This window comes from Mesorhizobium sp. M8A.F.Ca.ET.202.01.1.1, assembly GCF_004791595.1.
In the GTDB taxonomy this organism is placed as follows: domain Bacteria; phylum Pseudomonadota; class Alphaproteobacteria; order Rhizobiales; family Rhizobiaceae; genus Mesorhizobium.
In genome coordinates this window covers 161517-179083 of record NZ_SRUN01000011.1, presented here as the reverse complement: position 1 = coordinate 179083, position 17567 = coordinate 161517, and the positions used below count along the sequence as shown (strand labels likewise).

At 64.8% G+C, this 17567-nt stretch carries 17 protein-coding genes; 9 read left to right on the top strand and 8 right to left on the bottom strand.

Annotated features, from left to right (window positions below):
- The first annotated feature begins 195 nt into the window (after positions 1 to 195).
- Complete coding sequence (locus tag EN845_RS23390; RefSeq protein WP_127872793.1) at positions 196 to 1551, top strand: chloride channel protein; 1356 nt, start codon at positions 196 to 198, stop codon at positions 1549 to 1551.
- Between the two features lie 54 nt (positions 1552 to 1605).
- On the opposite strand, the gene EN845_RS23385 is transcribed toward EN845_RS23390, so the two are convergent.
- From EN845_RS23385 to EN845_RS23375, 3 genes are all read right to left on the bottom strand, one after another.
- The gene (locus EN845_RS23385; protein ID WP_127278701.1) at positions 1606 to 2109 is read right to left on the bottom strand and encodes an invasion associated locus B family protein; all 504 of its coding nucleotides are present in this window, start codon (positions 2107 to 2109) and stop codon (positions 1606 to 1608) included.
- A gap of 271 nt (positions 2110 to 2380) precedes the next feature.
- Positions 2381 to 2743, bottom strand: a complete 363-nt coding sequence (locus EN845_RS23380; protein WP_127278702.1) for a YkvA family protein — start codon at positions 2741 to 2743, stop codon at positions 2381 to 2383.
- 138 nt (positions 2744 to 2881) lie between these two features.
- Positions 2882 to 3178 carry a 4a-hydroxytetrahydrobiopterin dehydratase gene (locus EN845_RS23375; RefSeq protein WP_127872794.1) on the bottom strand — a complete coding sequence of 99 codons (297 nt, stop codon included), beginning with the start codon at positions 3176 to 3178 and terminating at the stop codon, positions 2882 to 2884.
- A gap of 105 nt (positions 3179 to 3283) precedes the next feature.
- On the opposite strand from EN845_RS23375, the gene EN845_RS23370 reads away from it, so the two are divergent.
- Complete coding sequence (locus EN845_RS23370; RefSeq protein WP_127872795.1) at positions 3284 to 3802, top strand: low molecular weight protein-tyrosine-phosphatase; 519 nt, start codon at positions 3284 to 3286, stop codon at positions 3800 to 3802.
- Here the strand turns inward: EN845_RS23370 and thpR are convergent.
- Complete coding sequence (thpR, locus tag EN845_RS23365; RefSeq protein WP_127278705.1) at positions 3706 to 4302, bottom strand: RNA 2',3'-cyclic phosphodiesterase; 597 nt, start codon at positions 4300 to 4302, stop codon at positions 3706 to 3708. The two genes, EN845_RS23370 and thpR, sit on opposite strands and share 97 nt — an antisense overlap.
- Positions 4303 to 4430: 128 nt before the next feature.
- Positions 4431 to 5075, bottom strand: a complete 645-nt coding sequence (locus EN845_RS23360; protein WP_127872796.1) for an arylesterase — start codon at positions 5073 to 5075, stop codon at positions 4431 to 4433.
- Between the two features lie 85 nt (positions 5076 to 5160).
- Between EN845_RS23360 and EN845_RS23355 the strand changes: the two genes are divergently transcribed.
- The 4 genes from EN845_RS23355 (at position 5161) to EN845_RS23340 (ending at position 10085) form a co-directional block, all read left to right on the top strand.
- Positions 5161 to 5856, top strand: a complete 696-nt coding sequence (locus EN845_RS23355; RefSeq protein ID WP_127872797.1) for an ABC transporter ATP-binding protein — start codon at positions 5161 to 5163, stop codon at positions 5854 to 5856.
- Positions 5856 to 8405 (top strand): ABC transporter permease, encoded by a 2550-nt coding sequence (locus EN845_RS23350; protein WP_127872798.1) that lies wholly within the window; start codon positions 5856 to 5858, stop codon positions 8403 to 8405. The genes EN845_RS23355 and EN845_RS23350 overlap by 1 nt, the downstream gene beginning before the upstream one ends.
- A 230-nt stretch (positions 8406 to 8635) precedes the next feature.
- On the top strand, positions 8636 to 9409 hold the full coding sequence (locus EN845_RS23345; protein ID WP_127872799.1) for a Bax inhibitor-1/YccA family protein: 774 nt from the start codon (positions 8636 to 8638) through the stop codon (positions 9407 to 9409).
- 103 nt (positions 9410 to 9512) lie between these two features.
- A complete protein-coding gene (locus EN845_RS23340; protein WP_127872800.1) occupies positions 9513 to 10085 on the top strand; it encodes a GNAT family N-acetyltransferase in 573 nt (190 codons plus the stop codon).
- 105 nt (positions 10086 to 10190) lie between these two features.
- Here the strand turns inward: EN845_RS23340 and EN845_RS23335 are convergent, their stop codons facing one another.
- The gene (locus EN845_RS23335; protein WP_127279199.1) at positions 10191 to 10577 is read right to left on the bottom strand and encodes a DUF2794 domain-containing protein; all 387 of its coding nucleotides are present in this window, start codon (positions 10575 to 10577) and stop codon (positions 10191 to 10193) included.
- A gap of 530 nt (positions 10578 to 11107) precedes the next feature.
- Between EN845_RS23335 and EN845_RS23330 the strand changes: the two genes are divergently transcribed.
- The 3 genes from EN845_RS23330 to EN845_RS23320 are packed head-to-tail and all read left to right on the top strand — an operon-like array spanning position 11108 to position 13452.
- Positions 11108 to 11767, top strand: coding sequence for an XRE family transcriptional regulator (locus EN845_RS23330; RefSeq protein ID WP_127872801.1), 660 nt, complete (start codon positions 11108 to 11110; stop codon positions 11765 to 11767).
- A 20-nt stretch (positions 11768 to 11787) separates the two neighbouring features.
- A complete protein-coding gene (locus EN845_RS23325) occupies positions 11788 to 12045 on the top strand; it encodes a TOBE domain-containing protein (RefSeq protein ID WP_245511786.1) in 258 nt (85 codons plus the stop codon).
- 21 nt (positions 12046 to 12066) lie between these two features.
- Positions 12067 to 13452: an FAD-binding oxidoreductase gene (locus EN845_RS23320; protein WP_127872802.1), complete on the top strand. Its 1386-nt coding sequence runs from the start codon at positions 12067 to 12069 to the stop codon at positions 13450 to 13452.
- A 46-nt stretch (positions 13453 to 13498) separates the two neighbouring features.
- On the opposite strand, the gene EN845_RS23315 is transcribed toward EN845_RS23320, so the two are convergent.
- Both EN845_RS23315 and acnA read right to left on the bottom strand, forming a co-directional pair.
- Positions 13499 to 14314: a thioredoxin family protein gene (locus EN845_RS23315; RefSeq protein ID WP_127872803.1), complete on the bottom strand. Its 816-nt coding sequence runs from the start codon at positions 14312 to 14314 to the stop codon at positions 13499 to 13501.
- Positions 14315 to 14694: 380 nt separating this feature from the next.
- Positions 14695 to 17385, bottom strand: a complete 2691-nt coding sequence (gene acnA / locus EN845_RS23305) for an aconitate hydratase AcnA (protein ID WP_127872805.1) — start codon at positions 17383 to 17385, stop codon at positions 14695 to 14697.
- Between the last annotated feature and the right edge of the window lie 182 nt (positions 17386 to 17567).

The following is a 17567-nucleotide window of genomic DNA, read 5'->3' as shown; positions in this document are numbered from 1 at the left end:
GCTTGCCCGCCGGCCTAGAGGCCGGCGGGACGGGGCAGTTTTCACGTCGATTGAACGCGGCTTATGCGCTTTGTGAGCCATGCCCGCGAGCGGACGCCCAACATCGCGGCCCTTTGGTCCCGGTCCGATCATCAGACTCTTGCTTGATTGGCATCGTGCCTGTGTTACGGCTGGGGTTTCCCCACGAGGACAGACATGGCCGGCCAATCGCGAAGACATCCCATGCTGCGGCGTTCGCGCGCCATGTGGGCATCGCGGCGTGTGTGGCAGCCGCGCCTGGTGTTCTGGGCAGGTGCGATCTCGATCGGCCTGATCAGCGTGTTGTTTGCCGTGCTGGCCGACAAGGCACAGGCGCTGTTCCATGCGGTGATCGGCAATGATGGCGGCTGGCGTTTCTATCTGCCGCTGGCGATCACGCCGCTCGGCTTTGTCCTGTGCGCATGGCTGGCGCACGCCTTCTTTCCGGGCTCGCAAGGCAGCGGCATTCCGCAAGCGATCGCCGCCCGGCATCTGCGCGACGATGATGACCGCAGCCATATCCTGTCGCTGCGGCTGGTGGCGGGCAAGATAGCCCTCACGCTGGTCGGCCTGTTCTGCGGCGCTTCCATCGGCCGCGAAGGGCCGACCGTGCAGGTCGGCGCCTCGCTGATGCTGCAGGCGGCACGCTGGGGTGGCATGGCGCAGGCGCGCGGCCTGATCCTGGCCGGATCGGCCGCCGGCATCGCCGCCGCGTTCAACACGCCGCTTGCCGGCATCGTCTTCGCCATCGAGGAGATGGGCCGCACCTATGAGGCGCGCACCAACGGGCTGGTGCTGACGGCGGTCATCCTGGCCGGCCTCGCCTCGCTTGGCGTGCTCGGCAACTACACCTATTTCGGCGTGTCCAAGGACACGATCTCGTTTGCCGCCGACTGGCCGCTGGTGATCGTCTGCGGCGTCATCGGCGGCGGCTTTGGCGCCCTGTTCTCGTTGCTGGCGCTGAAGGCGACGCGGCGCATCCGGCGCTGGAACGCGCTGCAGCCGCTGTGGCGCGCGCTGCTGGTGGCGGCCGTCTGCGGGCTGGCCGTGGCGGTGATCGGCATCGTCTCGGGCGGGCTGACCTTCGGCACCGGCTACGTGCAGGCGCGCAGCGCCGTCGAAGGCACGCCCCTGCCCTGGTTCTTCTTTGCCGAGAAATTCGCAGCCGGCCTGCTATCGATGATTTCAGGAATTCCTGGCGGTATCTTCGCGCCCTCGCTGGCGGTCGGCGCCGGCATCGGCAGTTCGCTCGGCCTGGTGTTCGGCGGCAGCGCCGGCGTCGCGGCGCTGCTCGGCATGGCCGGCTATTTCGCCGGGGTCGTGCAGGCGCCGATGACGGCCTTCGTCATCATCCTCGAAATGACCGGCAATCACGACAATGTCATCGGCCTGATGCTGGCCTCGATGCTGGGCTACGGCACGGCGCGCCTGATTTCGCACGAGCCGCTCTATCACGCGCTGTCGCGGGTCTTCATCGCCGAGGCAATCCGGCGGCGGCGGGCGGAGGCCGCACCGGAATCAGGCCTGGGCTGAAAAAGCAAAAAGCCGGGCGTTGCGGCCCGGCCTTGGTTCAAAAACGAAGATAGCCTATTTGCACTTGGCGATCGAGGACAGCGCCGCCGAAATACCCTTCAGCGAGAAGACATAGTTCGTGGGATTGCCGCGGCCCGATTTCGCCGACACCTTCATGTCGGTGCCGGTCTTCATCGCCGCGATCAGCACCGGCTCCTCGGCGGCGTTCTCGACCCAGGCCGATTTTCCGCGCGTGAACATCGAGAAGGTCTTCTTGTCGATGGTGACGGTGGCCTTGGAGCCTTCCTGGAAATTGTAGCCGGCGATGAACTGCGGCTCATAGGATACCTGCTGGCCGGGCCGCTGGCTGACGAAGAAGAACATGTCGCCATGGTCGAGCGTCGGCGGCTGCTTGTCGGTCGGCACGGTCAGCACGTAGCAGACCTTGCCGCCCGACGCCTGGTAACTGTAGGTGCCCCAGGCATTGTGCTGGCCGATCTTGGTCGCCTGCTGCGCCAGCGCCGGCGCTGCCGAGGCGGCCAGGACCAGGCTCGAAACTAGTGCAATCAATCCGCGCATCGTTTTTCCCGTATTCCAAATGGTGCGGAGGCGGGACGCATGGCGTCCTGCCGTCGGTTCATTTTGATTTAATCTGGGTTACCAAACGGTGAAGTTCCCAAGAGAAAAGGACCCTCACCCCAGGAAACCGCCGCCATTTCCGCGCCGCCGCCTTGTCAGCGGCCGGCACGGCGTCCCTTTGGTGACTTGGAGGCCACGAAAACGGCAAGAGTTTGACTTTTGACGCGCCGCTGAACGCCCGATCCAGGAGCCGGGCCGACGCGGCGGGACTTCAGCCCTTGTCGGCGATGGCGTCCTTGGCGGCCTGCCGGTGCGCGGGCGTGATATGGGCGCTGACGGCGGTGATCGCGGCGGTCAGCACGGCGATGTCATCGGTGAAGCCGAGACCGAAGATGAAGTCGGGGATGAGGTCGACCGGCAGGACGAAATAGCCGAGCGCGGCCACCAATATGCCCTTGGCGCGCAGCGGCGTGTTCTTGTCCATGGCGCAGTAATAGGCGGCGACGACGTCTTCCATGAACGGTATCTGCCGCGCGGCCTTCTTGGCCGTGCGCCAGAACTTTTCGCGCACTTCGCCCTCGCCGCCCAGCCTGTCGCCAAAGCCGAAAAAGTCAAAACCGGGTTGTTGCGCCATCAATCTCTCCTTGCGGGTCCCATGCGCGGACTGGCGCATGCTCGCGGATCAAAATGTGGTGAAAGCCGAACCCGGCTGCAAGATGCGGGCGCCGATTTGGCGGGTCCGCGCCCGGTCCAGAGCATGGACAGCCGGTGTTCAGCCGCCGAAATAGCGGTTCATCTTCTTGGCCAGCTCGATATCGAGGGCCGTCACGCCGCCGGCGTCATGCGTGTTCAAGGTCACGTCGACCGTCTTGTAGACATTCGACCAGTCGGGATGATGGTCCATCTTCTCGGCAGCGAGCGCGACGCGGGTCATGAAGGCGAAGGCCTCGGAGAAATTATTGAAGACGAAGCTGCGCTTGATCGAGGCGCCGTCGGTGGCCAGCGACCAGCCGCCGAGTTCGGCAAGGGCAATTGTGATGGCGTCCTTGCTGAGTTTTTCTCTCGTCATGATGATTTCCCGTGCTATCTCGAATTTCGACCCTCACCATAGTGCAAGTCGCCCAAAAGTGTTTTGCGGTTTTGTGGCTCGAAATGCACAAACGGCGCATATCGAATGAGCATAAAGCCCATAAATTCCATTCTTTTCGTCTGCCTCGGCAACATCTGCCGGTCGCCTCTGGCCGAGGGCGTCCTTCGCGCCGTGCTGGCAGAGCGCGGGTACGGCGGGGGTATCGTGCTCGATTCGGCCGCCACCAGCGGCTGGGAGGTCGGCTCCGCCCCGGATCCGCGCTCGATCGCGGTCGCGACGAGCCACGGCATCGACCTTTCAGGGCAGCGGGCGCGCAGGATCACACCGGCGGATTTTCACCGCTTCGACCTGATCCTCGGCATGGACCGGTCCAACGTCGCCGACCTGAAGGCGCTGGCGCCGGCGGCGGTGCGCGACCGCGTCCACCTGTTTCTGGAATTCGCCGAGGGAGAGCCGCGCGATGTGCCGGATCCCTATTATGAGGACCAGGAAGCGTTTGCTTCGGTCTACCGCATGATCCGCGAGGCGTCCGAGGCGCTGGCGACACGGCTGGCGGCGCGGGTATCGACGCCTGACAGCGGCCAGGCTTCCTCGACGATATAGGGGCCGCCGCCGACCGAATCGCGCGACGACATCAGCACGAAGCGGCCGATGCGGAAGGGCAGCGTCGAGAAATTGCCGCGCGCCGACAGATATTGGGCGACGTCGAGCGGGCTCGAATTGCGCAGCCTCGCCAGGGTGATGTGCGGCGTGAACTTGCGCGGATCGGCGGCCAAGCCGAGCCGCTGGCAGATGCGGTCGATCTCGCCCTGCAGGGCGCTCAGATCCGGTGATGGGGCGACGCCGGCCCACACGGCGTGCGGCTTCTTCTGGCCGAAAGCGCCGACACCCGACAGCATCAGCGAGAAGGACGGGCGGTGCACCCGGTCCAGCGCGTTGGCGATCTCGTCGGCGACATGACCCTCGACATCGCCGATGAAGCGCAGCGTCAGATGGTAGTTTTCAACGTCGATCCAGCGGGCCCCGGGGAGGCCGCCCCGGAGCAGGGACAGCGAAAGGGCAGCGTCACGCGGAATTTCGAGGGCGGTGAAAAGACGCGGCATGAAGAGCCTCCCTTCCTCGAATCGAACTGTCACCTGTAGCGAATCATCGATAGCCTGATCGAGCAAGAGGTTTATTGGTCACAGTCATTGCTAAAAACTTCCCTAACGGAAAGCGATTCCTGGCGGCCTCACGACCCTCCCGGGGCCGCGGCGATGGCCTTCTCGACCGTCGGCAGGATGCGCTCGACCATCAGGTCGACACCCCCGGCGTTCGGATGCAGGCCATCCTCGAGCTGCAGGGTGGGCTGGCCGGCGACGCCGTCGAGGAAGAACGGGTAGAGCGGCACAGCGTATTTGCCGGCCAGGTCCGGAAAGATGGCGTCGAAGGCGTTCTGGTAGTCGGCGCCGAGATTGGGCGCGGCGCGCATGCCGGCCAGGAGCACGGCGATCTTGCGCTCCTTGAGCTTGCCCAGCATGGCGTCAAGGTTCTTCCGGGTGATGTCGGGCGAAACGCCGCGCAGCATGTCGTTGGCACCGAGTTCGAGGATCACCAGTTGCGTGCCGTCGGGCACCGACCAGTCGAGCCGCGCCAGGCCGCCGCTGGAGGTGTCGCCGGAGACGCCGGCATCGGCGACGGTGACGTCATGGCCCCTGGCGCGAAGGGCGGCCTGCAATTTGTCTGTAAAACCCTGGCCCGGGCCAAGACCGAACCCCGCCATCAGGCTGTCACCGAAGCCGACGATCTTGAATGGCTCGGCGCGCGCCGACGAAATGGCGCCGCAAATGGCGAGGAAAACGATCAGGCCTGCGGCAAAGCGGCGTTTGAAAGACATGCGGCAAGCCCCATATGACATAGAATTGTTCCGGCGATGGCTTGCGACAGGCAGAGCCTCCCTCCCCATATAGGACGCTTTCATTTTGACAGAAGCCGTCATCGCGCTGAAAGATGTATCCCTGACACTCGGCGAAGGCGCTTCGTCCGTCCATGTGCTGAAGGGCGTCAGCCTCGAGGTGGCGCGCGGCGAGGCGACTGGTATCGTCGGCCCGTCGGGGTCCGGCAAGTCCACATTGCTGATGGTGCTGGCAGGGCTGGAGCGGGTCGATTCGGGTACGGTACGAATCGCGGGCGAGCTGCTCAACGGCAAGACCGAGGATCAAATCGCTTCGTTTCGTGGCCGAAACATTGGCATCGTGTTTCAGTCCTTCCACCTTATCCCCAACATGACGGCGCTCGAAAATGTCGCGGTGCCGCTGGAATTGGCTGGCCACGCGGATCCGTTTTCGGTGGCGGAGCGGGAACTGGCGGCCGTGGGCCTCAGCGACCGCGTCACCCACCACCCCGGCGAGCTCTCCGGTGGCGAGCAGCAGCGCGTGGCGATCGCGCGGGCGCTGGCGCCATCGCCGCGCATCCTGATCGCCGACGAGCCGACCGGCAATCTCGACCAGGCGACGGGGCGGCAGGTCGCCGACCTGCTGTTTGCCAAGGCGGCCGAGCGCGGCATGACGCTGGTGTTGGTCACCCATGATCCGGCGCTCGCGGCGCGCTGTTCGCGCCAGGTGTCGATGCGCTCCGGCAGGATCGAAGCGCCGGCGCCGATCAAGGTCATTGCCTGATGCCGCTGGCGCGGACATTGAAGCTCGCCATCCGTTTCTCGCTGCGCGAGATGCGCGGCGGCCTGTCCGGGTTTCTCATCTTCCTCGCCTGCATAGCACTCGGCGTCGCTGCCATCGGCGGCGTCAATTCGGTGGCCCACTCCATCACCGCCGGTGTCGCCGATCAGGGCCAGACGCTGCTTGGCGGCGACCTTCGCTTCCAGATCAACCAGCGCGACGCCAGCCAGGCCGAACTTGGCTTTCTCGACGGGCTGGGCGTCGTTTCGCACACCGCCGGCATGCGCTCGATGGCGCGGCTGGCCGACGGATCCGACCAGGCGCTGGTCGAGGCCAAGGCGGTCGACGATGCCTATCCGCTCTATGGCGCGCTGGAAACCGAACCGGCGCTGACGAAGCAGGAACTGTTCGGCGGGCAGTTCGGCGTTTTCGGCGCTGCGGCACCCGACCTTCTGTTCGAACGGCTGCATCTCAAGATCGGCGACCGGCTGAAGCTCGGCACCGCCATCTTCGAACTGCGCGCCAGGCTGGTGACCGAGCCCGACGCGGTCTCCGACGGCTTCGGCTTCGCGCCAAGGCTGATGATCTCGACAGAGGGCCTGACCGCCACAGGGCTGATCCAGCCGGGCAGCCTGGTCGAGAATGCCTACAAGGTCCGGCTGCCCGCCGATGCCGACGAGGCGCGGCTCAAGGCCATCCAGGACCAGGCGGCCAGGGATTTTCCGGAGGCCGGCTGGTCGATCCGCACGCGCGGCAATGCCGCCCCGGCATTGTCTTCCAACATCGAACGCTTCTCGCAGTTCCTGACGCTGGTCGGGCTCACCGCGCTGGTGGTCGGCGGCGTCGGCGTCGCCAACGCGGTGCGTGCCTATCTCGACGGCAAGCGCGGCGTCATCGCCACTTTCAAGAGCCTGGGGGCATCCGGCGGCTTCGTCTTTGCCGTCTACCTCGTGCAGATCCTGATCATCGCCCTGATCGGCATCGGCGCCGGCCTGGTGCTGGGTGCGCTGATGCCCTTTGCCGCAAGTGCGGCCCTGCAGTCCGTCATTCCGGTGCCGGCGCGAGGCGGCTTCTATCCCGGCGCGCTCGCCATGGCGGCCCTGTTCGGCCTGCTGGTGACGCTCGCTTTCGCGCTGCTGCCGCTCGGCCGCGCCCGTGATGTGCCGGCGACCGCGCTGTTCCGGGAGATGGGGCTGGAAGGCCGCGGCCTGCCGCGCGCCGTCTATGTCGTCTGCGCGCTCGGCATCGCGCTTTTCCTGGCGGCGCTGGCGATCCTGTTTTCGGGCGACCAGCGCATCGCCTCGATCTTCGTCGGCGCCACGATTTTTGCTTTCCTGGTGCTGCGTCTCGTCGGCGCGCTGGTGCAATGGGCGGCCAGGAAAAGTCCGCGTGTGCGCTTTGTCGCGCTCAGGCTCGCCATCGGCAACATCCACCGGCCCGGTGCGCTGACGCCGTCCGTGGTGCTGTCGCTGGGGCTTGGACTGACACTCCTGGTGACGCTGGCGCTGATCGACGGGAATCTCAGGCGCCAGATCTCCGGCAACCTGCCGGCGCGGGCGCCCAACTTCTTCTTCGTCGACATCCAGGGCAGCGAGGTCGATGCCTTCTCCGCGCTGATCGCAAAGGAGGCGCCGCGGGGAGCGCTGGCCAGGGTGCCGATGCTGCGTGGCCGGGTGATGGCGCTCAACGGCGTCGATGTCGACAAGGTCAAGGTGCCGGCCGAGGGCGCCTGGGTGCTGAAGGGCGATCGCGGCTTGACCTATGACGCCAGGCAGCCGGAAAACACGACGCTGACCGAGGGCAAATGGTGGCCGGACAATTATGCCGGCGAGCCGCTGGTTTCGTTTTCCGACAAGGAAGGCAAGGAAATCGGGCTGAAGCTCGGCGACACCGTCACCGTCAATGTGCTTGGCCGCAACGTCACGGCCCGGATCGCCAATTTCCGCCAGGTCGAATGGGAGACGATGGGCATCAACTTCGTCATGGTGTTTTCGCCCAACACATTCGCGGGCGCCCCACATGGCTGGATAGCGACGCTCACAGAAAAGAGCGCGTCGACGGCCGATGACGCGCGCGTCCTCAACGCCGTCACCCGCGCTTTTCCGGCCGTGACGACGGTGCGGGTCAAGGACGCGCTCGACATCGTCAACCGGCTGGTCGGCCAGCTCGGCACGGCGATCCGGGCGGCGGCCGGCGTGGCGCTGATCGCCTCGGTTCTGGTGCTTGCCGGCGCGCTTGCCGCCGGCAACCGGGCGCGCATCCACGACGCAGTGGTGCTGAAAACGCTCGGCGCGACGCGCACGACGCTGATATCGGCCTTCTCGCTGGAATACATGCTGATCGGGCTCGCCACCGCCATCTTCGCGCTCGCCGCCGGCGGTGCAGCCGCCTGGTACATCGTCGCGCGCATCATGGCCTTGCCGTCGCATTTCATGCCGGAGGTCGCGGTCGCCACGATCGCCTTTTCGCTGGTGATCACGGTCGGCATCGGCCTTGCCGGCACCTGGCGGGTGCTCGGCCACAAGGCGGCGCCCGTGCTGCGCAACCTCTGATTCGCCGGTCCGGCGCGCCTGCCCCGGGTTAAATCTTGGTAAGAATACCGTCCGAAACGGCCGGCGAAGCGGCATTTTAGCCCGTCACGAACCGTTACAACAGGTTACGGACTTGTTCTTGACGCCAAGAACCATCATATTCCGCGCAGGCATGCTGGAGCCCCGCCAGCGGCGCCTGGGTCCGCAAGAGGCCCGACACCGGACGGGGCAGAAGCAACAGAGGATTTCCAATGGCTGATCCCATTCGCAATTATCAGACGTCGGCGGTGCCCGGCGTCCGTGCCGACATCGACCAGGGTCTGCGCGCGTATATGATCAAGGTCTACAATCTGATGGGGCTCGGTCTGCTCATCACCGGCCTCGCCGCCATCGGCACGATCATGCTGGCCACCACCACCGACCCGGCCTCGGCCGTCGCGACGCTGCCGAGCGGCGAGATGCTGACCTCGTTCGGCTACGCGATCTTCGGTTCGCCGCTGCGCTGGGTTGTCATGCTGGCCCCGCTGGCCGCCGTGTTCTTCCTGTCGTTCAGGATCCGGTCGATGAGCGTCGCCGCCGCGCAGACGACCTTCTGGGTCTATGCCGGCTTGGTCGGCCTGTCGCTGTCTTCGATCTTCCTGGTATACACCACGGCAAGCATCTCGCAGACCTTCTTCGCCACCGCCGCCGCTTTCGGGGCGCTGTCGCTGTTCGGCTACACCACCAAGCGCGACCTGTCGGCGATGGGCTCGTTCTTGATCATGGGCGTGTTCGGCATCATCATCGCCTCGGTGATCAACATCTTCCTGCAGTCGTCGGCGCTCACCTTCGCCGTATCGGCGATCGGCGTGCTGGTGTTCGCCGGCCTCACCGCCTACGACACGCAGAAGATCAAGGAAATGTATTTCGAAGGCGACGCGTCCGATGTCGCCGGCCGCAAGGCGATCATGGGCGCGCTGTCGCTCTACCTCGACTTCATCAACCTGTTCATGTTCCTGCTCCAGTTCATGGGCGACCGTCGCTAAGGGTATTGGACCATCACTTTCGCAAGGGCGGTCCAATGGCCGCCCTTTTCTTTTGTGCGGGCCTCTGCTGTTGGTGAAGGCACAAAAGAGGTTTGCATAAAGAATGAGCAACATCGTGATCAGGCCGGCGACCCCGGCCGACCTCGACGCCATCACCGAAATCTATGCCGACGCGGTCGCCAACGGCACGGCGAGCTATGAACTGGAGCCGCCCAGCCGTGCCGAGATGGGGACGCGATTCGCCACGCTCGCGGCCGGCGGCTTTCCCTATCTGGTGGCGGAGAAGGACGGCGCCGTGCTCGGCTATGCCTATGCCGGCCCCTTCCGGCCGCGCCCGGCCTATCGCTTCATCGTCGAGGATTCGGTCTATGTCGCGCCTGACGCCAAGGGCCAGGGCGTCGGTCTCAAGCTGATGCAAAGCCTGGTCGCCGCGGTCGAGGCGGCGGGCTTTCGCCAGATCGTCGCGGTGATCGGCGACGGCCGCGCCGACAGCGCCTCGGTCAGGTTGCACGAGAAGCTCGGCTTTCGCCATTCCGGCCGCCTCGAAGGCTCCGGCTATAAGCATGGGCGCTGGCTGGACACGGTGTTCATGCAGCTATCGCTGAACGGCGGGGCATTGGTCGCGCCCGATCCGGATTCGCTGCCGGAGCGGAGGTTCAGGCTCGGAGGGAAATGAGAAGAATGGGAATTGAAGAATTGAGGAATTGAAGAACTGGAGAAATGTCAGGCGCTTAGCGCTCTTTTCTCCAATTCCTCATTTCTTCAATTCCTCAGTTCCCCTTCACGCCTCGACCACCTTCAGCTTCGGATCGAAGACGCCAAGCACGCGGCCAAGCTCCTGGCCGCGTTTGAGGATACGGCCGCCCGCCGCGATGACGGCGAAGGCGCCCTGTTTGCGTGCCAGTTTCGGATCCTTGACGATCTGGAACAGCGGCACTTCGCTGGCGCGGCGAAAGACGGAAAAGACGGCGCGGTCGGTGAGATGATCGATGGCGTAGTCGCGCCATTCATTGGCGGCGACCATGCGTCCGTAGAGCCTCAGGATCAGATCCAGTTCACGCCGGTCGAAGCGGACCGGCTGGTCGAGGCGTTCACGTCGCGCCTCGTGTAGCGGGATCAATATTGCGGATGCGTCTCCATCCCCCATCCCGCCGCCGTCATCAGTCATGCCTCGATCCCTCAAAATGAATCTTTGCCAACCAAAGTTGGCCCCTTCGCACCGCAATTGCAAGAGCCGGCGAAGCGGAGGCGGCGGTGCGCCGTTTCCGTCGCGTCCAGTCACGTTTGTGAAACGCATGTTGGAATTGGTGATGCTTCGCCACATTTCTGCCTTTTTTTATCCGCGCTCATGCCCCAATGTCCGACGAATTTACCGGCGTTGCCTGAGACGGTTCGGTCCGGCACCGGCTCGTAAACCCCAAGCCCCCCGCCCACGGGTCTGCGTCGGATCGAACCAACCTCGGTCTTTTCCTCGGAAAAACCAGGTGCGACGATCCCAAAACCTAAATGACCGGCGTCAGAAGCAAGCTGACGTCGGTTTTTTCGTTTTTGGACCTTTTTTCAACCCGGACCGTGGCGAGCGTGGGAAGCCGGCGCAGGCTCGAAGCAGCCAGCCCTCACATCGCGACTCAATTCCGCCGACCCTGCTTGCCATCTGCCGTCTCACTTAATAGGGTGTTAAGTGGAACGGAGACAGCAATGCCACGCGCATCGGACTCCACGGCAAAACAGTTGGATGGTGTAGCGGCCGCGCCGGAGGCCGGCGGCGTCGGCCCTCGCATCAAGGCGTTGCGCACGGCACGGCGCGTCTCGCTGCGGCAGCTCGCCGACATGACCGGCACGACGGCGAGCTTCATCAGCCAGCTCGAGCGCAATCTGTGCGGCGCCAACACCGGCACGCTGCTCAAGATCGCCGGCGCTCTAGACCTTGGCATCAACGATCTGTTCGAGGACAATGCCCGCCCCTTGCACAAGGTGCTGCGGCGTGAGGAACGGCCGGTCGTCCCGGTTGGCAGGTACGGCCGCAAGATGCTCCTGTCGCGGCGGCCGATCCACCAATTCGAGGTCTATGCCGGCCATTTCGAGGTGGGCGGCTCGACCGGCGACGAGACCTATGTCCATAGCGGCGAGCACGAAATGTTCCTAGTGCTCAAGGGCACCGTTGAACTGACACTCGCCGATGAGCGCCACGTCTTGCACGAAGGCGACAGCGTCGAATACGCGACCTCGGTGCCGCATCGCACGGTCAATGTCGGCGACACGCCGGCGGAGGTGCTGTGGATCATCGCCCCGCCGACCGCCGGCGCGTTCGAACTCGATCAATACAGGCCCGGAAACCGCTCGCATCCGGGTGAATGAAAACAAATGCGAGTTCTGCAATGGAAAAGCTGGCGCTCGCCCGTCGCGGCGTTGCCGGTGACGGCCGCAACCGGCTCACGGGGCGCATCGGCGAAGCGATCTACCTCGGTTCGGGCTCCAAATACGAGGTCGATCTGGCCGACGGGTCGAAAGCGATCGTGCGCTCGACGCTGGAAGCAGACAGTTTTGCCATCGGCGACGAGGTCGATGTGCTGTTCGCCGGCGCCGACGTGAAGCTGCTCGCCGATGACGACAAGGCCGACCTTACGCTCACCTGATTTCGGAACGGATTTCAAAAAATGCAAGCCAAGCACAATGGCGACGTGTCGTTCTGGTATGCCGATATCGGCGGCGTGCCGGCCTGTCGCCCGTCCCTGCCCGGCGACATCGAGGCCGATGTCTGTATCGTCGGCGCCGGCTACACCGGCCTGTGGACCGCCTACTATCTGAAGAAGGCGCAGCCCGCGCTGCGCATCGCCATCGTCGAGAAGGAGTTCGCCGGCTTCGGCGCTTCGGGCCGCAATGGCGGCTGGCTGTCGGGCGGCTTCAGCTGGTCGCGCGAGAAATACGCAAAAACCTCGTCGCGCGGCGCGGTGATCGACATGCAGCGCGCCATGTTCGGCACGGTCGACGAGGTGATCGCGGTGACGGAAGCCGAGGGCATCGACGCCGATATCCGCCGTGTCGACAACATCACCGTCGCCACCAACGCCGCGCAATTGCAGCGCGCCAGGGCCGAATACGAGGAGCTGCTGAGCTGGGAGATGCCGCCGGAGCGGCTGGCCTTCCTCGACGCGCGGGAGGCGCGCCAGCGCATCGCCATCGACAAGGTGCTGGGTGCTTTCGTCGTGCGCAACGTCGCGCGCGTGCAGCCGGCCAAGCTGGTCCAGGGTCTGGCGGCGGCGGTCGTGCGGCTCGGCGTGCCGATCTACGAGCAGACACAGGTGCTGGCGATCGAGAAGGGCAAGGTCACCACCGCCAGGGGCATCGTGCGGGCGCAGAAGATCGTCCGCGCCACCGAAGGCTTCACGGCGGGCATTCCCGGCTATGAGCGTCTCTGGCTGCCGCTCAACAGCGCCATCGTGGTGACGGAGAAGCTGCCGCAGAAGCTCTGGGACGCGATCGGCTGGAACGGCTACGAGGTGCTGGGCGATGCCGCCCACACCTATTGCTACGCGCAGCGCACGCGCGAAGGCCGCATCGCCATGGGTGGCCGCGGCGTGCCCTACCGCTTCGGTTCACGCACCGATGTGCGGGGCCGGACCCAGCAGGCGACCATCGACCAGCTGCAGGAGGTGCTGACCAGGCTGTTGCCGCAGACCAAGGGCGCGCGTCTCGACCATGCCTGGTGCGGCACGCTCGGCGTGCCGCGCGACTGGTGCACGACTTCGGGTTTCGATAGGGAAAGCGGCATTGGCTGGGCCGGCGGCTATGTCGGGCTCGGTGTGTCGAGCTCCAACCTGTCGGGCCGCACCTTGTGCGACCTGGTGCTCGGCCACGACACCGAGTTGACCCGGCTGCCCTGGGTCAACCGTACGGTCAAGAAATGGGAGCCGGAACCGCTGCGCTGGCTCGGTGTGCACACCATGTACCAGCTCTATCGCATCGCCGACCGGCGTGAAGCAAACGGCCTGGGCCGGACCTCACGCCTTGCGGCCTTTGCCGATCGCCTGACTGGGCACTGACGATGTGCAGCGGTTTCCGTCTGGAACCGCGCCGAACCGCGTGACGTTACAGTTTTCGATCGAGAGAGGTCTCGGATCCGGGCTTGTGGATGAAAGCCGCGCCCAGGATGGGACCTGGCAAGCCATCCTTGCCGACCGACTGCAGAAGCACGGCGCAGCCGCCCTTCTTGGTGATCTCGCTCAGCGGCAATTCGTAGCGCTGCGCCTTGCCGTGCCACATGCCGGCGGTCTGGATCCCGGTCACCGCGTTCCAGTAGGTCATCTTGCGGCCGGAGTTCTCACCCTCGGCGATCTTGACCGTCTGCGGAGGCTCGAAATAGACGATGACGACATGGGCGTCGCTGGGGCCCGCCCCGGCATCGCCGGCGTCTATGATCACGCGGTCGCTGGTCCGGCTGACCTTGATGGCGACGCGCATGCCTTCGCCGCCCCGCGCCATGCGGGCAAGCGCGCCGTCGACTTCGCCGCGGTTGGCGCCGTTGACGTGGACACGGCCATTGATGACCGCTTGCGGCGTGTACACGGAGCGGCTGCCGAAGGCGCGCATATAGTCGTTCTGGCGCTCGGTATTCTCTTTGTGGCTCAGCGTGTCCCGCCAGCCGAGATAGTCCCAATAGTCGACGTGATAGGAGAGCGCGACGAGGTCTTCCTTTACGGCAAGTTCGGCGAAGAAGGCATCGGCCGGCGGACAGGAACTGCAGCCCTGGCTGGTGAAAAGCTCAATCACGCCGAGCGGCTTCTCCAGCTGGGGCTTGTCTGCCTGGGCCCTCTCGGTCTCGCCGGCATGGCCAGCGCCGGCAAAAGCCGGGAAGGCCAGCGCGAAGGCTGCCAGCCACAATGATCGTCGCGAGGCCATGACCATTCCAATTCCCGCCGGTGATGCCGGCTTTGTTCTGCTTTGCCGAAATATGTGGCAGAACGGGAAGTCAACGGGAAGTCACGTTGCGGTGAAATTTTACCGCTGCAACCGTGGGGTAAGGCCGCAATAGGGGAAGCCACTGCATTTCAGGGCGTGGTTCGATTCGGCGGCGGCATCATCCCCATGTGGCAGGTTCTCCTCACCCCCGTCGATCTCTATTGCGAGCGAACCGGCCGTGGACTTTGGTCCGAGCCGGTCAATGCTTTGACGAACCTTGCCTTCATCGCCGCAGGACGGGGGAGTAGGGGAGTAGGGGAGTAGGGGAGTAGGGGAGTAGGGGAGTAGGTTACCCATCCCCAGCTAGTTCCCTACTCCCCTACTTTCTACGCTGCCAGATCGCGCAGCACGTATTGCAGGATGCCGCCGTTCTTGAAGTAGTCGAGCTCATCCAGCGTATCGATGCGGCAGATGATCGGCACGTTCTTCACCGTGCCGTCGCCATAGGTGATCTTGGCGGTCATCGTCTGGCGCGGCTTGATGGCGCTCAAGCCATCGATCTCGACCAGCTCGTCGCCCTTGAGGTTGAGCGAGGCCCAGGAGGTGCCTTCCTCGAAGACGAAGGGGATGACGCCCATGCCGACCAGGTTCGAGCGGTGGATGCGCTCGAAGGACTGGGCGATGACGGCGCGGACACCAAGCAGGTTCGTGCCCTTGGCCGCCCAGTCGCGCGACGAGCCGTTGCCGTATTCGACGCCGGCGAAGATGACCAGCGGCACGCCTTCCTTCTTGTATTCCATCGCCGCGTCGTAGATCGATTCCTCTTCCTTCGTGGGATAGTGGATGGTGTAACCGCCCTCGCGGCCATTCTCGCCCAGCATGTGGTTGCGGATGCGGATGTTGGCGAAGGTGCCGCGCATCATCACCTCATGGTTGCCGCGCCGCGTGCCGTACTGGTTGAAGTCGGCGACGCCGACGCCATGGTCGGTGAGGTATTTGCCGGCCGGCGAGGCGGCCTTGATCGACCCGGCGGGCGAGATGTGATCGGTGGTGATCTTGTCGCCGAACAGGCCGAGCACGCGGGCGCCCTTGATGTCGCCGATCTTGCCGAAACCTGATGTCATGCCGGCGAAGTAGGGCGGGTTCTGCACATAGGTCGAATTGTTGTCCCAGGCATAGGTCTGGCCTTCCGGCGCCTTGACGTTCTGCCAGTACTCGTCGCCCTTGAAGACGTCGGCATATTTGCGGGCGAACAGCTCGCGGGTGACGTTCTTCTCGATGAACTCCTGGATCTCGGCCGAGCTTGGCCAGATATCCTTGAGATAAACCGGATTGCCATTCTTGTCGTCGCCGAGCGGCTCTGATGTCAGGTCCTTGGTGACGGTGCCGGCGAGCGCGTGGGCCACGACCAGCGGTGGCGAGGCGAGGTAGTTCGCCTGCACGTCGGGAGAGACTCGACCTTCGAAGTTGCGGTTGCCGGAGAGCACGGCGGCAGCGATCAGGCCTTTGTCGTTGATGGTCTTGGAGATCGGCGCCGGCAGCGGGCCGGAATTGCCGATACAGGTGGTGCAGCCGAAGCCCACCAGGTTGAAGCCGATCTGATCGAGCTCCTTCTGCAGGCCCGACTTTTCCAGATATTCGGCCACCACCTGACTGCCGGGGGCCAGCGAGGTTTTTACCCACGGCTTCTGCTTCAAACCGAGGCGGTTGGCGTTGCGGGCAAGCAAGCCGGCGCCGATCAGCACGCTCGGATTCGAGGTGTTGGTGCACGACGTGATGGCGGCGATGACGACGTCGCCATGGCCGAGGTCATGGTCGGTGCCTTCAACGGCGTAGCGCTTGGAGATTTCCGCCGCCTTCTTGTACTCGGCGTCCATCGCCTTGGCGAAGCCGGCCGGAATGCCTTCGAGCGCGACACGGCCTTCCGGGCGCTTGGGGCCGGCCATGGACGGCACGACGCTGTCGAGTTCCAGTTCGAGCAGGTCGGTGAAGACCGGATCGGCGGAACCGGCCTCGCGCCACATGCCTTGCGCCTTGGAATAGGCCTCGACCAAGGCGATGCGGTCCTCGCTGCGGCCCGACATTGTGAGGTAGCGGATGGTTTCCGAGTCCACGGGGAAGAAACCGCAGGTGGCGCCGTATTCGGGCGCCATGTTGCCGATGGTGGCGCGGTCGGCCAGCGTCATGTTGGAGAGGCCCGGCCCGAAGAACTCGACGAACTTGCCGACGACGCCCTTCTTGCGCAGCATCTGGGTGACGGTGAGCACGAGGTCGGTGGCGGTGACGCCCTCCTTGAGCTTGCCGGTGAGGCGGAAGCCGATGACTTCGGGCAACAGCATGGAAACCGGCTGGCCGAGCATGGCCGCCTCGGCCTCGATGCCGCCGACGCCCCAGCCGAGCACGCCAAGGCCGTTGATCATGGTGGTGTGCGAATCGGTGCCGACGCAGGTGTCGGGATAGGCTGTGGTTTCGCCGTCCTCGGTGCTGGTCCACACGACCTGGCCGAGATATTCGAGGTTGACCTGGTGGCAGATGCCGGTGCCGGGCGGCACGACGCGGAAGTTGCGGAACGCCTGCTGGCCCCATTTCAGGAATTTGTAGCGCTCTTCGTTGCGCTCATATTCGAGCTCGACATTCCTGGCGAAGGCCATCGGCGTGCCGAACTCGTCGACGATGACGGAATGGTCGATGACGAGGTCGACCGGGACCAGCGGGTTGATCTTCTGGGGATCGCCGCCGAGCGAGGCCATGGCGTCGCGCATGGCGGCGAGATCGACCACGGCCGGGACGCCGGTGAAATCCTGCATCAAGACGCGGGCCGGGCGGTAGGCGATCTCGACGCCGGCGGTGCCCTTGTCGGTCAGCCAGCCGGCCACCGCCTGGATCGATTCCTTGGTGACGGAGCGCCCATCCTCGTTGCGCAGCAGGTTTTCCAGCAGCACCTTCATCGAATAGGGCAGCTGGGCAATGCCGGTGAGGCCGTTCTTCTCGGCCTCGACGAGGTCGAAATAGACATACTCGGCGTCGCCCGCTTTCAGCGTGCGGCGGCAATTGAAACTGTCGAGGGATTTTGACACGTGCGATCCTTGTCTGTTCAGCCTGAAAGGGAACGGACGCCGATGGCATGCAATCACGCGCAAAGGTGCGGGTACGGCCATTTCCGCTGTCCGCTCCCAAGCAACCCGAGCCGTTCAAGGCGGCGCGTGCGCTGGTTCGGCGCTAATTCTGTTCCCGTGCCGACCGCTGGCACGGATGACCC